The sequence below is a fragment of the Amycolatopsis sp. NBC_00355 genome (assembly GCF_036104975.1).
GTDB lineage: Bacteria > Actinomycetota > Actinomycetes > Mycobacteriales > Pseudonocardiaceae > Amycolatopsis.
This window is the reverse complement of record NZ_CP107982.1, coordinates 4,029,691-4,045,064: the sequence shown is the minus strand read 5'-3', so window position 1 is coordinate 4,045,064 and position 15,374 is coordinate 4,029,691. Positions and strand designations below refer to the sequence as shown.

17 protein-coding genes are annotated in these 15,374 nt (G+C 72.5%); 11 read left to right on the top strand and 6 right to left on the bottom strand.

All coding sequences use genetic code 11. From position 1 onward, the window contains the following. Positions 1-13 precede the first annotated feature (13 nt). The 6 genes from OHS18_RS17695 to OHS18_RS17670 all read left to right on the top strand — a co-directional run bounded on the left by OHS18_RS17695 (position 14) and on the right by OHS18_RS17670 (position 7,004). A complete protein-coding gene (locus tag OHS18_RS17695; RefSeq protein ID WP_328617793.1) occupies positions 14-1,219 on the top strand; it encodes a sensor histidine kinase in 1,206 nt (401 codons plus the stop codon). Continuing rightward, positions 1,216-1,821 carry a response regulator transcription factor gene (locus OHS18_RS17690; RefSeq protein WP_328617792.1) on the top strand — a complete coding sequence of 202 codons (606 nt, stop codon included), beginning with the start codon at positions 1,216-1,218 and terminating at the stop codon, positions 1,819-1,821. The genes OHS18_RS17695 and OHS18_RS17690 overlap by 4 nt, the downstream gene beginning before the upstream one ends. A gap of 32 nt (positions 1,822-1,853) precedes the next feature. Continuing rightward, positions 1,854-2,507 carry a YdcF family protein gene (locus OHS18_RS17685; protein WP_328451224.1) on the top strand — a complete coding sequence of 218 codons (654 nt, stop codon included), beginning with the start codon at positions 1,854-1,856 and terminating at the stop codon, positions 2,505-2,507. A gap of 47 nt (positions 2,508-2,554) precedes the next feature. Next, on the top strand, positions 2,555-3,832 hold the full coding sequence (locus OHS18_RS17680; protein ID WP_328617791.1) for a deoxyguanosinetriphosphate triphosphohydrolase: 1,278 nt from the start codon (positions 2,555-2,557) through the stop codon (positions 3,830-3,832). Between the two features lie 266 nt (positions 3,833-4,098). Beyond that, positions 4,099-5,193 carry a serpin family protein gene (locus tag OHS18_RS17675; RefSeq protein ID WP_328617790.1) on the top strand — a complete coding sequence of 365 codons (1,095 nt, stop codon included), beginning with the start codon at positions 4,099-4,101 and terminating at the stop codon, positions 5,191-5,193. 95 nt (positions 5,194-5,288) lie between these two features. Next, the gene (locus OHS18_RS17670; RefSeq protein WP_442875420.1) at positions 5,289-7,004 is read left to right on the top strand and encodes a glycosyl transferase; all 1,716 of its coding nucleotides are present in this window, start codon (positions 5,289-5,291) and stop codon (positions 7,002-7,004) included. A gap of 777 nt (positions 7,005-7,781) precedes the next feature. Here OHS18_RS17670 and OHS18_RS17665 read toward each other — a convergent pair. Further along, entirely contained in the window at positions 7,782-8,462 is a 681-nt protein-coding gene (locus tag OHS18_RS17665; RefSeq protein ID WP_328617788.1) for an alpha/beta fold hydrolase, read from the bottom strand. Between the two features lie 50 nt (positions 8,463-8,512). Between OHS18_RS17665 and OHS18_RS17660 the strand changes: the two genes are divergently transcribed. Beyond that, complete coding sequence (locus tag OHS18_RS17660; protein ID WP_328617787.1) at positions 8,513-9,052, top strand: DinB family protein; 540 nt, start codon at positions 8,513-8,515, stop codon at positions 9,050-9,052. A 12-nt stretch (positions 9,053-9,064) separates the two neighbouring features. Here the strand turns inward: OHS18_RS17660 and OHS18_RS17655 are convergent, their stop codons facing one another. The 3 genes from OHS18_RS17655 to OHS18_RS17645 are packed head-to-tail and all read right to left on the bottom strand — an operon-like array spanning position 9,065 to position 10,355. After that, entirely contained in the window at positions 9,065-9,454 is a 390-nt protein-coding gene (locus OHS18_RS17655) for a VOC family protein (RefSeq protein WP_328617786.1), read from the bottom strand. Next, entirely contained in the window at positions 9,447-9,722 is a 276-nt protein-coding gene (locus tag OHS18_RS17650; RefSeq protein WP_328617785.1) for a VOC family protein, read from the bottom strand. The genes OHS18_RS17655 and OHS18_RS17650 overlap by 8 nt, the downstream gene beginning before the upstream one ends. Before the next feature lie 24 nt (positions 9,723-9,746). Then, the gene (locus OHS18_RS17645) at positions 9,747-10,355 is read right to left on the bottom strand and encodes a TetR/AcrR family transcriptional regulator (RefSeq protein WP_328617784.1); all 609 of its coding nucleotides are present in this window, start codon (positions 10,353-10,355) and stop codon (positions 9,747-9,749) included. A gap of 102 nt (positions 10,356-10,457) precedes the next feature. Here OHS18_RS17645 and OHS18_RS17640 point away from each other — a divergent pair, with 102 nt between their 5' ends. Further along, entirely contained in the window at positions 10,458-11,159 is a 702-nt protein-coding gene (locus OHS18_RS17640; protein ID WP_328617783.1) for a carboxymuconolactone decarboxylase family protein, read from the top strand. On the opposite strand, the gene OHS18_RS17635 is transcribed toward OHS18_RS17640, so the two are convergent. Continuing rightward, positions 11,156-11,611 carry a MarR family winged helix-turn-helix transcriptional regulator gene (locus OHS18_RS17635; RefSeq protein WP_328451243.1) on the bottom strand — a complete coding sequence of 152 codons (456 nt, stop codon included), beginning with the start codon at positions 11,609-11,611 and terminating at the stop codon, positions 11,156-11,158. The two genes, OHS18_RS17640 and OHS18_RS17635, sit on opposite strands and share 4 nt — an antisense overlap. A gap of 24 nt (positions 11,612-11,635) precedes the next feature. On the opposite strand from OHS18_RS17635, the gene OHS18_RS17630 reads away from it, so the two are divergent. From OHS18_RS17630 to OHS18_RS17620, 3 genes are all read left to right on the top strand, one after another. After that, a complete protein-coding gene (locus OHS18_RS17630; protein ID WP_328617782.1) occupies positions 11,636-12,994 on the top strand; it encodes an MFS transporter in 1,359 nt (452 codons plus the stop codon). Between the two features lie 30 nt (positions 12,995-13,024). Beyond that, entirely contained in the window at positions 13,025-13,591 is a 567-nt protein-coding gene (locus OHS18_RS17625; protein WP_328617781.1) for a carboxymuconolactone decarboxylase family protein, read from the top strand. A 62-nt stretch (positions 13,592-13,653) separates the two neighbouring features. After that, a complete protein-coding gene (locus tag OHS18_RS17620) occupies positions 13,654-14,424 on the top strand; it encodes a hypothetical protein (protein ID WP_328451249.1) in 771 nt (256 codons plus the stop codon). Here the strand turns inward: OHS18_RS17620 and OHS18_RS17615 are convergent. After that, positions 14,396-15,346, bottom strand: a complete 951-nt coding sequence (locus OHS18_RS17615; RefSeq protein ID WP_328617780.1) for a sigma-70 family RNA polymerase sigma factor — start codon at positions 15,344-15,346, stop codon at positions 14,396-14,398. The genes OHS18_RS17620 and OHS18_RS17615 overlap by 29 nt on opposite strands. Positions 15,347-15,374: the final 28 nt, after the last annotated feature.

Genomic DNA, 15,374 nt, shown 5'->3' with positions numbered 1-15,374 from the left:
AGAAGGAACGGCGATGGCGAACGACGACACGAACCGCCGGTTCGGGCTCAACACCCGGGAAGGGTGGTGGGACGACCCGCTGCCCGACCCGAAGAACCAGGGGCCCGACAGCGTGCGCTGGCCGATCATGGGCGCGGTCTTCCTGCTGCCGTTCCTCATCCCCATCACGAAGTCGCTGCTGGCCGAGACCGTCGTGACCGTGGAGCTCGTGCTCATCTGGATCCTGGTCTACGCCTACGCCGCCTGCTACCTGCTGTTCCCGTACTTCTTCCGCCAGGCGCGCCCGCTGAAGCTGGGCTTCGGGATCGTGATGGTCGCGCTGGGGCTCGGCGTGGTGGCGGCGATCGAGGCGAGCCCGTTCATCCTGCTCTACGGCACGGCGGTGATGGTGTTCCTCGCCCCGGCCGCGTGGTCGGTGATCGTGGACGTCGTCGCGCTGCTGCTCGGCGCGCTGATCCTGCTGGCGAGCGGCCGGTTCCAGGACGGCTACGGCGACCTGATCACGGTCGGCTCGGTGACGCTGGCGATGTTCTTCATGGCCAACCTGATCCGCGCCATCCGGCGCCTGGAGCTGGCCAACAAGGAGATCGCCACGCTCGCCGTGACGAACGAACGCCAGCGCGTCGCCCGCGACCTGCACGACCTGCTCGGCCACAGCCTCACCACGATCACCGTGAAGGCGGGGCTGGCCCGGCGGGTGCTGGAGAGCGCGGGCGACATCCCGCGCGCGGTCGAGGAGATCCGCGAGGTCGAGAGCCTCACCCGCAGCGCGCTGTCCGACGTCCGTGCCACCGTGTCGGAGTACCGCGAGGTGTCGCTCTCGGCGGAGCTGGTCGGCGCCCGCGCGGCGCTGCGGGCCGCGGAGATCGACGCCGACCTGCCGCACGCCGTCGACAACGTCCGCCCCGAGTTCCAGAACACCTTCGGGTACGTGCTGCGCGAGGCCGTGACGAACGTGCTGCGCCACTCCGGCGCCAAGCAGGTGAAGGTGAAGCTGGGCGGCAACTGGCTGGAGATCGAGGACGACGGCACGGCCGCCGAGGTCGTCCCGGGCAACGGCCTGCGCGGGCTGACCGAGCGGCTCGCCGCGGTGGGGGGCACCGTGCGCGCGTCGGTCCGCCCCGGGGGAGGATTGACGGTGCGGGCGGAGATTCCGCAGCCCGAACCGCGCGCGGCCGCCCCGGCGGTGCGCGCCGAACCCGCGGGAGGACTCGCTTGATCCGGGTGCTGCTGGCCGACGACCAGGCCATGGTGCGCGGGGCGCTGGCCACCGTGCTAGGCCTCGAATCCGACATCGAGGTGGTCGGGCAGGTCGGCTCCGGCGACGAGGTGGTCGCCGCCGCTCGCGAACTGAAGCCCGACGTCGCGCTGCTGGACGTCCAGATGCCGGGCAAGGACGGCCTGGAGGCGGCGGCCGACCTGCGGGCCGCGCTGCCGTCGTGCCGGGTGATCATCTGCACCACGTTCGGCCGGCCCGGGTACCTGGCCCGCGCGATGGCCGCGGGCGCGGCCGGGTTCGTCGTCAAGGACGCGCCGCCCGAGCAGCTCGTCGAAGCCGTCCGGCGAGTCCACAGTGGACTCCGGGTGGTGGACCCGGCGCTCGCCGCGGAGTCCCTGGCCACCGGCGCCAGCCCGCTGACCGGGCGCGAGCGGGACGTGCTGCGGGAGGCCAAGGACGGCAGCACGGTCGCCGACGTCGCCCGCGCGCTGCACCTGTCGGAAGGGACCGTCCGCAACCACCTCTCCGCCGCGATCGGCAAGACCGGCGCCCGGACCCGCGCGGAAGCGGTCCGCGTCGCCGAGGAGCGCGGCTGGCTGTGAGCGGCCGGTGACCTTCTGACAAGATGGGCGGGGTGGGTACCGCTGAACGCACCAAACCGTCGCGCGCGAGCTGGGCACGCCGGATCGCGTTCGGCACGGTCCTGATGCTGCTCGCCCTCGTCGGCGGCACCGCGTTCCGGATCTGGGAGGTCGCCCGCGAGAACGACCGGACGCAGGCCGACGTCATCGTGGTGCTGGGCGCGGCCCAGTACAACGGCAAGCCGTCGGACATCTACGCCGCGCGGCTGATCAAGGCGAAGCAGCTCTACGACGCGGGCGTCGCGAAGACGATCGTCACGGCGGGCGGCAAGAAGGCCGAGGACAACTTCACCGAGGCCCGGGCCGGTCAGCTGTGGCTGACCCGCCGCGGCGTGCCGGCGGCGGCGACGCTGGCCGTCGGGGAGGGCAGCGACACGCTGCGCAGCCTGCGCGCGGTCGCCGAGCAGGTCGAGGCGCGCGACTGGCACACGGCCGTGCTGGTGAGCGACCCGTGGCATTCCTTCCGCGCCCGCACCATGGCCGATGACCTGGGCCTGGACGCCTGGACCGCGCCGACGCACAGCGGGCCGATCGTCCAGGAGCGCGTCACGCAGGTCCGCTACATCGTCCGCGAGACCGGCGCGCTGCTGTACTACCGGCTGACGAAGACCCCGGCCGACGATCTCTTCGCCACCTTCCTGGGCTGATTTCACGGGCTGAGCGTTTTGTCGGACCCCGCGCTTAAGCTGGCCGGGTGGACCACGGTTACAGCGAGCACGACACGGCCCGCCTCCGGCCGGAGGCGGCGAAGGGCGCGGCCCTGGCCGGGGCGCGCGCGGACGGGCGCAGCGCGTTCTCCCGCGACCGCGCCCGCGTGCTGCACTCGGCGGCGCTGCGGCGGCTCGCCGGCAAGACCCAGGTGGTCGGGCCGGGGGAGGGCGCCGAGGTCACCGGCGTGCCGCGCACCCGGCTGACACACTCCCTGGAGGTCGCCCAGATCGGCCGCGGCATCGCCGAGGAGCTGGGCGCCGACCCGGATCTGGTGGACACCGCCGGGCTGGCGCACGACATCGGGCACCCGCCGTTCGGGCACAACGGCGAACGCGCGCTCGACGAGGTGGCCGCCGCGTGCGGCGGGTTCGAGGGCAACGCGCAGACGTTGCGCATCCTGACCCGGCTGGAACCGAAGCTGGTCGACGAGCACGGCGCCACGGCCGGGCTCAACCTGACCCGCGCCTGCCTCGACGCGACCACGAAGTACCCCTGGCCGCGCAAGCCCGGCCGGCGGAAGTACGGCGTGTACGCCGACGACGCCGAGGTGTTCGCCTGGTTCCGTGACGGCGCGCCGGCGGGGGAGACCTGCCTGGAGGCCCAGATCATGGACTGGGCCGACGACGTCGCGTACTCGGTCCACGACGTCGAGGACGGCGTGCTGGCCGGCCGGATCCGGCTGCGGGTGCTGGCGTACCCGGACGAGCGCGCCGCCGTCGCCGAGGCCGCGGCCAAGCACTTCTCCGGCCAGTCGGTGTCCACATTGGAGTCCGCGGCCGAAGAACTGCTGGCGCTGCCGGTGGTCGCGGCCCTGGCCGAGGCGGCGCCGGACGGCTCACCCGGCACCCAGGTCGCGCTGAAGCGGCTGACCAGCGAGCTCGTCGGCCGATTCGCGACAGCGGCGGTCACCGGCACCCGGGCGGAGTTCGGCGAAGGCCCGCTCGGCCGCTACCGGGCCCGGCTCGCCGTGCCCGAGCAGGTCGCCGCCGAAGTGGCCCTGCTCAAGGCGCTGGCCCTGCGCTACGTGATGAGCGACCGGCGCCGGCTGGCGATGCAGGAGGGCCAGCGCGAGCTGCTGGGCGAGCTGGTGCACGCCCTGGCGCGGCGGGCCCCGGAGTCGCTGGACCCCCTGTTCGTCCCGGCGTGGAAGGCGGCGAGGGACGACGCGGCCCTGCTGCGCGTGGTCGTCGACCAGGTGGCGTCGCTGACCGACGCGCAGGCACACGTGTGGCATTCCTGGCACGTGACCCGGCACCACTAGCCCGGATCTGGCGTGATGGAAGCGCCAGCACCTGAGATTGCCGCGCCGACACTCGTGATTGAAGGGTCGACACAGGCGCGGGGGCCCGCTCCTCACCGTGTCGACCCTCGAATCACGCGTGTCGACCTCCCGATCACGCGTGTCAACCCTTTGATCACACGGGCCGGCTCTTCGAGCATGGGGTGGCCGCTGCCGGATTCGTCACCGGTGGGCGGAGTTGCGCGTGGCCGCCCGGGCGGGTGACGGGTTCCGGTAGTCTCGCCCGCATGGCCACGGACAGCCACCTCCGGTTCGCCCTCGCCGTCCATGGGGCCCTCGGCGCCGAGGGCGGGAACTCCTGTTTCTCGCCGTATTCGGTGGCCAGCGCGCTGACGTTGGCCGCGTTCGCCGCCCGGGGTGCCACCCGCGAGGAGCTGGTCGCGCTGCTCGGCGATCCGGCGGCGCAGAGCGCGCTGCTGCGGGACGCCACCGAGCTCGTCGAAGAGGGGCGGGGCGCCGAACCACCCGAGATCGCCGTCGCCAACACGCTGTGGGCCGCGGACAGCCTCCCGCTCGAAGACGGCTTCAAGACCGAGCTGGCCGGGTGGCCCGGGGCGAACGTCGAGAGCGCGCCGTTCGAAGAAGATCCCGAACGCGCCCGCGCGCTGATCAACGAGGACGTCGGCCGCACCACGCACGGCCTGATCCCGCAGCTGCTGCCGCCGGGTTCGATCGACACCGGGATCGCGGCCGTGCTGGTCAACGCGCTGTACCTGAAGTCCGCGTGGAAGCTGCCGTTCCGCGAGGCCAACACCGGCGACGCGCCCTTCCACGCGCCGTCGGGCACCCGGGACGTGCCGACGATGTGGCTCGGGGAGAACGTCGGCTACGCGCACACCGGCGGCTGGCAGGCCGTGCAGCTGGTCGCGGCGGGCGGGCTGCAGGCCGTGGTGCTGCTGCCCGACGGCGACCTCGCCGAGGCGGAGGCGTCGCTCGACGAAGCGGCGCTGACCGGCCTGCTCGGCAAGATCCGTTCGACGCGCGTCGAGCTGGCGCTCCCCAAGATCTCGCTCGACGTGCCCAGCTCGCTGACCGGCGTGCTGCGCGGCCTGGGCGTGCGCACGATGTTCACCGGCGCCGCCGACCTGAGCGGGCTCTCCCCGGACCCGCGGCTCACCGTGTCCGAGGTGCTGCACCAGGCCGTGCTGCGGGTTGACGAACAAGGCTTCGAAGGGGCCGCGGCGACGGCACTGACCATGCGCCTCACCTCGATGATCACGTCCGACCCCGTCGCCGTGACGGTGGACCGTCCGTTCCTGCTGCTGGTCCGGCACGCCGGCACCGGGGCCCTCTACTTCTTCGCCAGGGTGGTCGAGCCGTGAGCTTGAAGTCCGAAGCCATTCCCGAGCTCGTTCCGCCCGCTTCCGAAGCCCCACCCGAAAGCCCGAAACGCTGGGCGTGGCAGGACTCCGCGATCATGGGCGGGTTCCTGCTGTTCACGATCCTGCTCTACAACGGGCTGTGGTTCGACCTCAAGCGCGGCTACCTGTGGAACGGCGCGTCGGACCAGAGCCAGTGGGAGTGGTACTCGACGGTCGTCGCGAAGTCCGTCCTGCACTTCCAGAACCCGTTCACCACGGATCTGCAGAACTACCCGTACGGCGTCAACATGGCGGCGAACGCGGCGATGTTCGGCCTGAACGTCCCGCTCGCCCCGATCACGCTGACCTTCGGCGCCACGCTGACCTGGGCGATCGTGCTGACCGCCGGGCTGGCCGGCACCGCGATCGGCTGGTACTGGGTGTTCTCCCGGCACCTGGTGCCCAACCGCGCGGCGGCCGCGATCGGCGCCGCGTTCTGCGGGTTCGCGCCGCCGATGATCTCGCACGGCAACGCGCACCCCAACTTCGTCGTGCTGTTCGTGCTGCCGTTCATCGCTTTGAAGGCGATCCAGATCGCGCACAACGAACGCCCGGTGCGCAACGGCGTCGTGCTCGGCCTGCTCGTCGCGTGGCAGATCCTGCTCGGCGAGGAGCCGCTGGCGATCTTCGGGCTCACCTTCCTGGTGTTCGTGATCGCCTACCTGATCCCGCGCCGCGCCGAGATCCGCGGCATGCTGGCGCCGCTGGCCAAGGGCGTCGGCATCGGCGCCGTCGTCGCGCTGCTGATCGCGGGTTTCCCGTTGTACTGGCAGTTCTTCGGGCCGCAGAGCTTCCATTCGCTGCTGCACGGCCCGGCGGGCAACGACACCGCGGCGTTCACCCGGTTCGCGACGCAGTCGATCGCCGGCTGGCCGGAGTCGGCCGCGGACGTCTCGATGAACCGCACCGAGGAGAACGCGTTCTTCGGCTGGCCGCTGATCGTGCTCATGGTGGTGCTGACGATCTGGCTGTGGCGCGACGTCGTGGCGCGCGCGCTCGCGATCACCATGTACGTGATGGCGTTCCTTTCCCTGGGTGTCGAGATCACGGTGGCGCACCAGGACACCGGCATCCCCGGGCTGTGGAAGTGGCTGGGACAGCTGCCCTTGCTGGACTCGCTGCTCGAATCCCGGCTCGCGATGGGCTGCATCCCGGTGGTCGGCGGTCTCCTGGCGATCGCGACGCACCGCGTGTGGACGGCCGCGGCCGAGCACGCTCTCGCCACGGACGGCGAGCAGCGCTTCCCGTTCCGCCTCGTGTGGGTCGGCGCGGTGGTGGCGGTGCTGCTGCCGATCGCGCCAACGGAGCTGGTGACGCACGAGCGTCCGCTGTCCCCGCCGTTCTTCGCCGACGGAATCTGGCGCCAGTACATCGCCCCCGGCGGCTCGCTCGTGCCGGTGCCGCTGCCGAGCACCGGGGAGGCGGAACCGTTGCACTGGCAGGTGGACGCGGGCCTCGGCTACCCGATGCCCGAGGGTTACTTCGTCGGCCCGACGTCCGCGGAGGACCGCAGCGGCCGCTACGGCGCCGTCCCGCTCCCGACGTCGGACCTGTTCGCCGAGGTCGAGCGCACGGGCCAGACGGCGGACGTCACCGAGGCGGACCGCACCCAGGCCCTGGCCGACCTGCGCAAGTGGAACGCCGACGTCCTGGTGGTCGGCCCGCGCCAGAACCAGGAAGCGCTCAAGTCCACTGTGGAGCTGTTGCTCCGCAAGCCGGCGGAGTTCGTCGGCGGGGTGTGGATCTGGGACGTCCGCGCGCTGACGGCATAGCCTTCCGAGCCGAGCCGAGCCGAGCCGAGCCGAGCCGAGCCGAGCCGAGCCGAGCCGAGCCGAGCCGAGCCGAGCCGAGCCGAGCCGAGCCGAGCCGAGCCGAGCCGAGCCGAGCCGAGCCGAGCCGAGCCGAGCCGAGCCGAGCCGAGCCGAGCCGAGCCGAGCCGAGCCGAGCCGAGCCGAGCCGAGCCGAGCCGAGCCGAGCCGAGCCGAGCCGAGCCGAGCCGAGCCGAGCCGAGCCGAGCCGAGCCGAGCCGAGCCGAGCCGAGCCGAGCCGAGCCGCCGGTCGTCCGGTGCCGCTCGCATGTCAGGCGGCAGCGCCGCTCCTCACCCGCCGGTTGGCCGGCGGTGAGACCGCTTACGGGTCGCGTCGCCACGAGGACTTCTTGCCCGTGGCCAAAGTTGCCCGTCGGTCGACAGCGCGACTCGTCCGGCCTACGATCGACCACCCGTCGGCGGCCAGGGCCGATCGCTGGCCGAAGGTGCGACTGCTCTGGCCCGGGATCGAGCGCTCGCCGGCGGCGAGAGTCCCACGCCGGCCGGCAGCGCGACTGCAGTGGTCCAAGGCCGAGCCCCGCGGCCGATCAGAGCTGCCCCTGGCGTCCGCGGCCGCACTGGCTCAAGGTCGCGCCCGCCCGCAGCCAGGACGTCACTGGCCTACAGCGCGAGCTCAACCCGAGGTCGGCCGCACCACCAGCGCCGGCTTCCCGCTGCGCGCCGGCGAAAACCCGTTCCAGCGAAACGTAAAGCCGGATCATCCGCCGGCGATCTGATCGCTCACGCCGCCTCCAGCAGGATCGTCGCGAGTTCCTTCGGCTGCGAGAACATCGGCCAGTGGCCGGTGTTCAGCTCCACCAGGTTCCAGCGGTCGCTCTTGAGCAGCTCGGCGACGTCCGGACTCGGGGTGTCGCCGTCGAGAAGGCACTTGACGTAGGTCGCCCGGAGCTCGCCCAGGGGGCGGGTGAGGACGGCCGGTTCGGTGAGGGAGGCGGCCGGGTGCGGGGTCGAGCCGCCGACTATGCGGGCGATCTCGTCGTCGGAAAGTCCTTGGTCCGCATAGTCTTCCGCGGTCAGCGGGGGCCAGAAGCCACGCTCGGTGAGCGCCGCCACCCGGGCTTCGGACCAGGCGGACGTGAACGACTCGCCGTCGGCCGGCACGTTCGAGTCCACGAACACCACGCGCGCCAGCCGGTCGCCGATCCGCTCGGCGGCCTGGCCCACCGGGATGCCCGAGTAGCTGTGCCCCACCACCACGACGTCGCGCAGGTCCGCGCCCTCCACGACGTCGACGATGTCCTGCACGTGCGTCTGCTGCCCGGCGGGCAGCGCGCGCTTCTCGGCGACGCCGGACAGCGTCACGGTGTGGGCGCCGTGCCCCGCCGCGGTGAGTTCCGGGACCACCTCGCCCCACGCCCACGAACCGAGCCACGCGCCTGCCACGAGTACGAATTCAGCCATGCCCGGAAACCTACTGGAGCCCACCGACAAAATCGGTAGAGTGCCCGCTCATGACCATCGTGGACGAACAGGGCCGGCCCGAACCGCCGGTCGACGCCGACGAAGCCGGGACCCTGCTGGGGTTCCTGGAGTACCACCGCGCGACCTTGACCTGGAAGTGCGCGGGCCTGGACGCGGCGGGCCTGCGCGCGACCGTGGGCTCGTCCACGATGACCCTCGGCGGGATGCTCAAGCACCTGGCGTACGTGGAGGACCACTGGTTCTCCCGCGTCCTGTTCGGCAACGAGCGGGCGGAGCCGTGGAACTCGGTCGATTGGACGGCGACCCCGGACTGGGACTGGGATTCCGCCGCCGAGGACAGCCCTGAGCAGCTGCGCGAGCTGTGGGAGGGGACCGTCGCGCGCTCCCGCGAGTTGTTCGCGAAGGCCATGGAGGGCGGCGACCTTTCCCAGCCGGCCGACCGGGCCTGGCCGGACGGGCTCAGGCCGAACCTGCGCTGGATCCTGGTCCACATGATCGAGGAGTACAGCCGCCACAACGGCCACGCCGACCTCATCCGCGAATCGGTGGACGGCAGCACCGGGGAGTAGCCCCGGCGGGGATCAAGCCACGAAGACGCAGAACGGGTGGCCCGCCGGGTCCGCGTAGACCCGCAGGGGCTCCTCCGGGTCCTCCGCGTGGTCCGCCAGCAACCGGGCCCCCAGAGCCAAAGCCCGCGCGTGCTGTTCGTCCAGGTCCGCGCGCGTCTGCACCGTCAGGTCCAGGTGCAGCATCTGCGGGCGCGGCCCGGCCGGCCACGTCGGGGGTGGCAGCTCGCCGACCCGCTGGAACGCCAGGCGCGGGACACCCTCCGCGTCGCGGAGCACCAGCCAGTCCTGATCGTCGCCCGGGCGGTAGGTGAATCCCAGCAACCGCCGGTAGAACTCCGCCATCCCGCGGGGATCGGTGGTGTCGAGGACTACTTGGTGGAGGCGGGGGAACCGCTCAGCCACGGGCGTGGGCGATCTGGAAGATGTTGCCGAACGGGTCGCGGACCATCGCGCGGCGGTCGCCGTACGGGGTGTTCGCCGGTTCCTCCAGGCTCGTCGCGCCGCAGTCGAGGGCGCGGCGGTACGTCGCGTCCGCGTCGGCCACGTGGATGTAGCGGAACGCGGGGAACAGCTCCCGCTCACCCTCGGCGGAGACCAGCACGCGCGAGCCGCCGATGCGGAGGTCGCGCACCACCATCCGCGGGGTCACCGCCAGGAAGTCCTGGCTCATACCGGTCCACCCAAGACCGTCTCGTCACGGAACACAAGCCAGGCCGACGAGCTTCGTGAGGAACCGGTCGATCTGCTCGACCGCGGGCGGCCACGGCAGGTCGGGCTCGTTGATCCGTTGCGCCAGCATGCCGTTGACGGCGGTGCGCAGGTCGATGGCGACGATCGCCGGGTCGTCCGCGGGCGCCAGGCCGGCCTCCATGCAGCGGCGGATCGCGTCGGTCGTGCGGGCGACCATGACGCCCTTGAACGGCATCCCGAGCCGCCGGTGGACCTTGCTCTCGTGCAGCACCTTGTAGAGCCCGGGGTGCGCCTGCGCCCACCCGGCCTGCGCCAGGATCCGCGCGCGCAACCCGGCCGCCGGGTCCGGGGCCGCCGCGTAGGCGTCGTCGCCGGTCCGCACGAGTTCTTCGTGGCAGCGCTGCATGGCGGCCAGGACCAGCGCGTCACGGTCCGGGAAGTGCAGGTACACCGACGTCGCCGCGATCGACACCTCACGTGCGACGGCCCGTAGCGAGAGCGCCTCGTCGTCGGCCAGCTCGTCGAGCATCCCGACGGCGGCCGTGACGATCTCTTCGCGGAGCAGTTCGCCCTGGCCGCGGACGTTGGGACGGCGGCGGGAAGTCTCGTTCATGGTCGTCCCAGTGTAGCTGGACACCTATTGCGCTACAGGTGTAGCGTCATTCGCACTACAGCTGTAGCGCTACGGTCGTCCAGCTACTGAGGGAGCAGCACCTTGACCACCACCGTCACCCCGGCGAGCCTCGACCGGCTGGCCGCGCTCGACCCCGCCTTCGCGCAGCTGGTCGGCGCCTCCGCGCGGTTCCTCCGGGCGGTCCCGGAGCTGACCGACCGTGAGAAGACCTTCCTGGCCGTCACGGCTGACGTCTGCCAGGGCAGCCTCGGCCTGGCGTTCACCGCGCACGTGCGGGCCGGGATCGCCGCCGGAGTGTCCACTTCGGACCTTCGCGAGCTGCTGCGGTTCGTCTCGTACGACTGCGGTTACCACGCGGCGTCCGCGGGTGTCGAACGGATCGCCGAGCTCGAAACCGAGCTGGGTATCCCGCGTCCGGAGGTCGACCTCCTGGCCGACGAGCTGGTCTCGACCGGTCCGGACGCCGCGCCGAGCCCGCTCCCGGACGCCGTGCGCGCCCGGCTGGGGGAGCTGGACCCGCACTTCGCGGAGTACTTCGACCTGCAGTCACGGATGCGGACGGGGCACGGCCCGGGCACGCTCACCGAACGCGAGCGCGGCCTGGTCAGCTTGAGTGTCGACGTCCACTACCAGACCCTCGCCGAGACGTTCCGCATCCACGTCGGGCGCGCGCGGCGGGGCGGCGCGACGCCGGAAGACGTCCGCGCCGCGGTGCGGTTCCTCGCGCAGTTCGGCGTCACGAGGGCTTGGTGCGCTTGGGAAGCGCTCAACGCGATGGGCTAACCGAGGACCTCGCCCGCGAGCCGGCCCAGGTAGCCGGCGAAGCGTTCGCGATCCTCCTGCGGCCAGTGGCCTACCAGCGCCTCGAACGCCTGACGCTGGTAGGCCCGCGACGTCTCGAGGAACGCCGTCGCGGTGTCGGTGAGGGTCAGGACGGCGCGTCGCGCGTCGCGGGTCGACGTCGCGCGCGCCACGAAGCCGTCTCGCGCGGCTTCGCCGACCATCCGGCTGGCCACCGAGCGGTCGACGCCCAGTTGGCGGGCCACGTCCGCGACCGTCACCTCGCCGCTCGCGGCGCCGTCGATCGCCTGGATGACGAAGAGGTTCGACGCCGTCCAGGTCGGCGGCGCGTCGGCGGCGAAGCGCTGGACGACGTCCGGTGCCTGCTGGCGGGCCCAGTGCCGGACCAGCCGGAACAGGGCGGGGCCACCGTCACCCGGACTTGATGTGTGCATAACACACGTTATAACGTGTGCTTTATGCACGCAATCGCGCCTCGCGACCTCGCCTTCGCCGGCCTCCTGCTCGGCATGGCGATGGCCCAGCTGGACGGCCTGATCGTCACCGCCGCGTTGCCCTCGATCGGCGCCGACCTGCACGCCCGCACCGGGCTCGTCGCCGTGACCGCGGCCGGGCTGCTGACCCTCACCGTCGCGACGCCGCTGCACGGCAGGCTCGGCGACCTCTACGGCCGCCGCGTCTGCTTAGTGGTCTCGATCCTGCTGTTCGCGGCGGGCTCGGCCTGGTGCGCCGGCGCGCCGGACGTCGGTGCGCTGATCGCCGCCCGTGCCCTGCAAGGGCTGGGCGGGAGCGGCCTGATCGTCTCGGCGATGAGCGCGCTGGGAGAGCTCTTCGACCGCGACGAACTGCTGCGCCGCCAGGGCTGGCAGACGGCCGTGTTCGCGGCCGCCACCCTCGGCGGGCCGCCGCTGGGCGGGCTGCTCGCGGCCGGACCGGGCTGGCGGTGGATCTTCCTGGTCAACCTGCCGCTCTGCGTCCCGGCGCTGCTGCTCGGCCTGCGTGGGTTGACGTCGAAACCACGTCGGGAAAGGGAAAGCTTCGACTTCGCGAGCAGCGGGCTGCTGACCGTCGCGGGCGCCGCGGTGGTCGCGCTCGGTACGGTCGACGCGCTCGCCCGGAGTCCACTGTGGACGCCGGTGCTCGTCGTGGCCGCGGTGGTGACGGGGTTCCTGTTCGTGCGGCGGCAGAAGCGCGTGCCGAGCCCGCTGATCCCGCCGAAGGTGTTCGCGGACGCCGTCCTGGCGCGCGCGGTCGTCGTCAACGGCCTCGCGGGCGCCGCGCTCTACGGCACGTTCACCTACGTCGCGCTCGTCGCCGCCCTCGGCGCCGGCGCGGCCGGGACCGGCCTGCTGCTCATCGCGATGACCGCCGGGCAGCTCGCGCTTTCGGTGTCTTTCTCGGCCCTGGCCCGGAAACGACCCGACATGACGGCGTGGGGGCGATCCGGCTGCCTGCTCGGGGCCGGGGGACTGGCCGCGATCGCCGTGGCCGCCGGCGGGATCCGCGGGCCGCTCGTGCCGGGACTGTTCGCCATCGGCGCCGCGTTCACCGTCTGCACGTCCGCGTTCACCGTGCTCGGCCAGACGCGGGCGGCGCGGGACCTGATGGGCGTCACGATGGGGTCGCTGACCTTCGCACGGCAGGCCGGCGGCCTCGCCGGGGCCGCGGTGTTCGGCTGGCTCGCCCTGGCCACGACCGGCGGGCTGGCGGCGCCGGGCCTGGCCGTCGTGTTCGGCGCGGCGGCCGTGACGATGCTGGTGGCGTGGCTCACCTCGCCGCGTGTCACATCCGGCGACGCCGTCTCGTTCCCCACCTGACCGAGAAGACCGAGACGGATGGAGCCGGACATGCCCCGCATCGCCGCGAAGAAGACCACCGAAGCCGGAACGTTCCTCAAGCTCTTCTACCGCGTCGCCGGCAGGAAGTACGGCGCGGTGCCCGAACCGATGGCGGTCACCGCGCACCACCCCGGCCTGCTGCGCGCGAACACGGTGCACGAGCTGATGGTGCTGCGCGCGTCGAAGAAGCTCCCGGCGAACGTGCGCGAGCTCGCCGTCTACCGCGTCGCCACCCGGATCGGCTGCTCGTGGTGCGTCGACTTCGGCACGATGCTGCAGAAGCACGACGGCCTGGACATCGAGCGGCTGAAGAAGATCGACGACTACGCGACGTCGCCCGCGTTCAGCCCGCGGGAACGGCTGGCGATCGCCTACGCCGACGCGATGTCGGCCGAGACGGTCACGGTGACCGACGAGCAGGTCGCCGAGCTGGAACGCGAGTTCGGCCGCGCCGGCGTCATCGAGCTGACCTACCAGATCGGCCTGGAGAACTCCCGCGCCCGGATGAACAGCGCGCTCGGCGTCGTGGACCAGGGCTTCACCTCCGGTGACGCCTGCCGGGTCCCGCTCCCGTAGGACCCCGGGAACCAGACCACGGTGGGACGCGCCGGAGACGCCGGTCGCGGGACCGTTCCGGCATGCACCTCGTCGCCAGTGAACGGATCAAGCTCTTCAGCATCGCCACCCCCTGGGTGTGCGGCCTCTTCGCGGTCGCCGCCCTGGTCGCGCCGGCCGTGCTCACCGCGTCGGCGGCCACCGAGTCCCGGCTGCCGCCCACCGTCGCGAGCACCCAGTTCGGCTACCAGCTCGGCCTGGTCGCCGTCCTGCTGCTGGCCGCCCTTTCGGTGACGAGCGAGTACCACTCCGGCACGATCCACGGCACCTTCCAGGCCACGCCGGCCCGGACACCGGCGCTGGTCGCGAAGGCCGTGGTCGTCGCCGGGTACGCGTTCCTCATCGGCGAAACCGCCGCGTTCCTCGCCTGGCTGGCGGCGCGGATCCTCGCCCCGGACGCCGACCTGGCGCTCGACAGCGTCGCGGACTGGACGATCGTCGCCGGCAACGGCCCGGTGTACGCGCTGGCCGCGGTGTGCGGGGTCGGCGTCGGCCTGCTGGTGCGCCACACGGCCGGCGCGGTGGCGCTGCTCGTCGCGTATCCGCTCATGGCGGAGAACGTCATCCAGTTGATCCCGCAGGCCGGGCCGGCGATCCACCGGTGGCTGCCACTGAACGCCGTCACGAAGTTCCTCAGCGGCACCGGCGCGGCGAACGCCGGCCGGGACGGCGGCAACGCGGCCGTGCTGTCGGACTCGCCGTTGGGCCCGGGCTGGGCGCTCGCCTACTTCGGCGGCTTCGCGCTGCTCCTGCTGGTCGCCGGGATCACGAAGGTGCGGCACCGGGACGCGTGATCCGGGTCAGCTTGTCCGGGTTGACGACGTCGTAGATCGCCACGATCTTCCCGTCGCGGACGCTCATGGCCTGGACGTGCTCGTCGAGCGCCAGGAAGCCCTCGCGCCCCGGCAGCGGCGGCAGGTAGAACCCGAGGTCGCCGTTGACCAGCACCGGCGCGCCGCGGGTGACGCTCTCCGGCGCGTACTTGCGCATGAGGCCGATGAAGAAGCGGGCGAGCTTGTCCGCGCCGACCATGAGCTGGCGCGTGGTGCGGCCCTTGCCGTTCGAGTCGCCGATCAGCACCGCGTCCGGGTGCAGCAGCTCGACGACCGCGCCGATGTCGCCGGCGAGCAGCGCCGTGACGAACTTCTCGAGGATCTTCGCCTGGTCGTCCAGCGGCGCGCGGGGCGCCGGATCGGCGTCCGCCAGCGCGCGGCGGCCGCGGGAGCCGTGCTGGCGCGCGGCGTCCACCGAGCAGCCGAGGATGTCCGCGATCTCGGCGAAGGGCAGCGAGAACGCGTCGTGCAGCACGAACGCGACGCGCTGCTCCGGGGTCAGCTTGTCGAGCACGACCAGCGCGGCCATCCGCAGCCCGTCGTCGCGGACGGCGACCTCGAGCGGGTCCTCGCTGACCGGCTGCCCGAACGGCGTCACCACCGGCTCCGGCAGCCACTGGCCGACGTAGCGTTCCCGCTGCGCCGCGGCCGACTTCAGCCGGTCGAGGCAGATCCGGCCGACGACCGTGGTCAGCCAGCCGCGCAGGTCCCGGATCGCGTCCCGGCCGGCCTCGTCGAGCCCGGCCAGCCGCAGCCAGGACTCCTGGACGGCGTCCTCGGCGTCGGCGCGGGTGCCGGTGAGCCGGTAGGCCACCCCGATCAGGTGACCGCGGTGCTCGGCGAACCGCGCGGCGAGGGCGTCTTGGACGGTCGGTGTGGCCACACCCCCAGTGTGCCGGATGAGGTGCCAT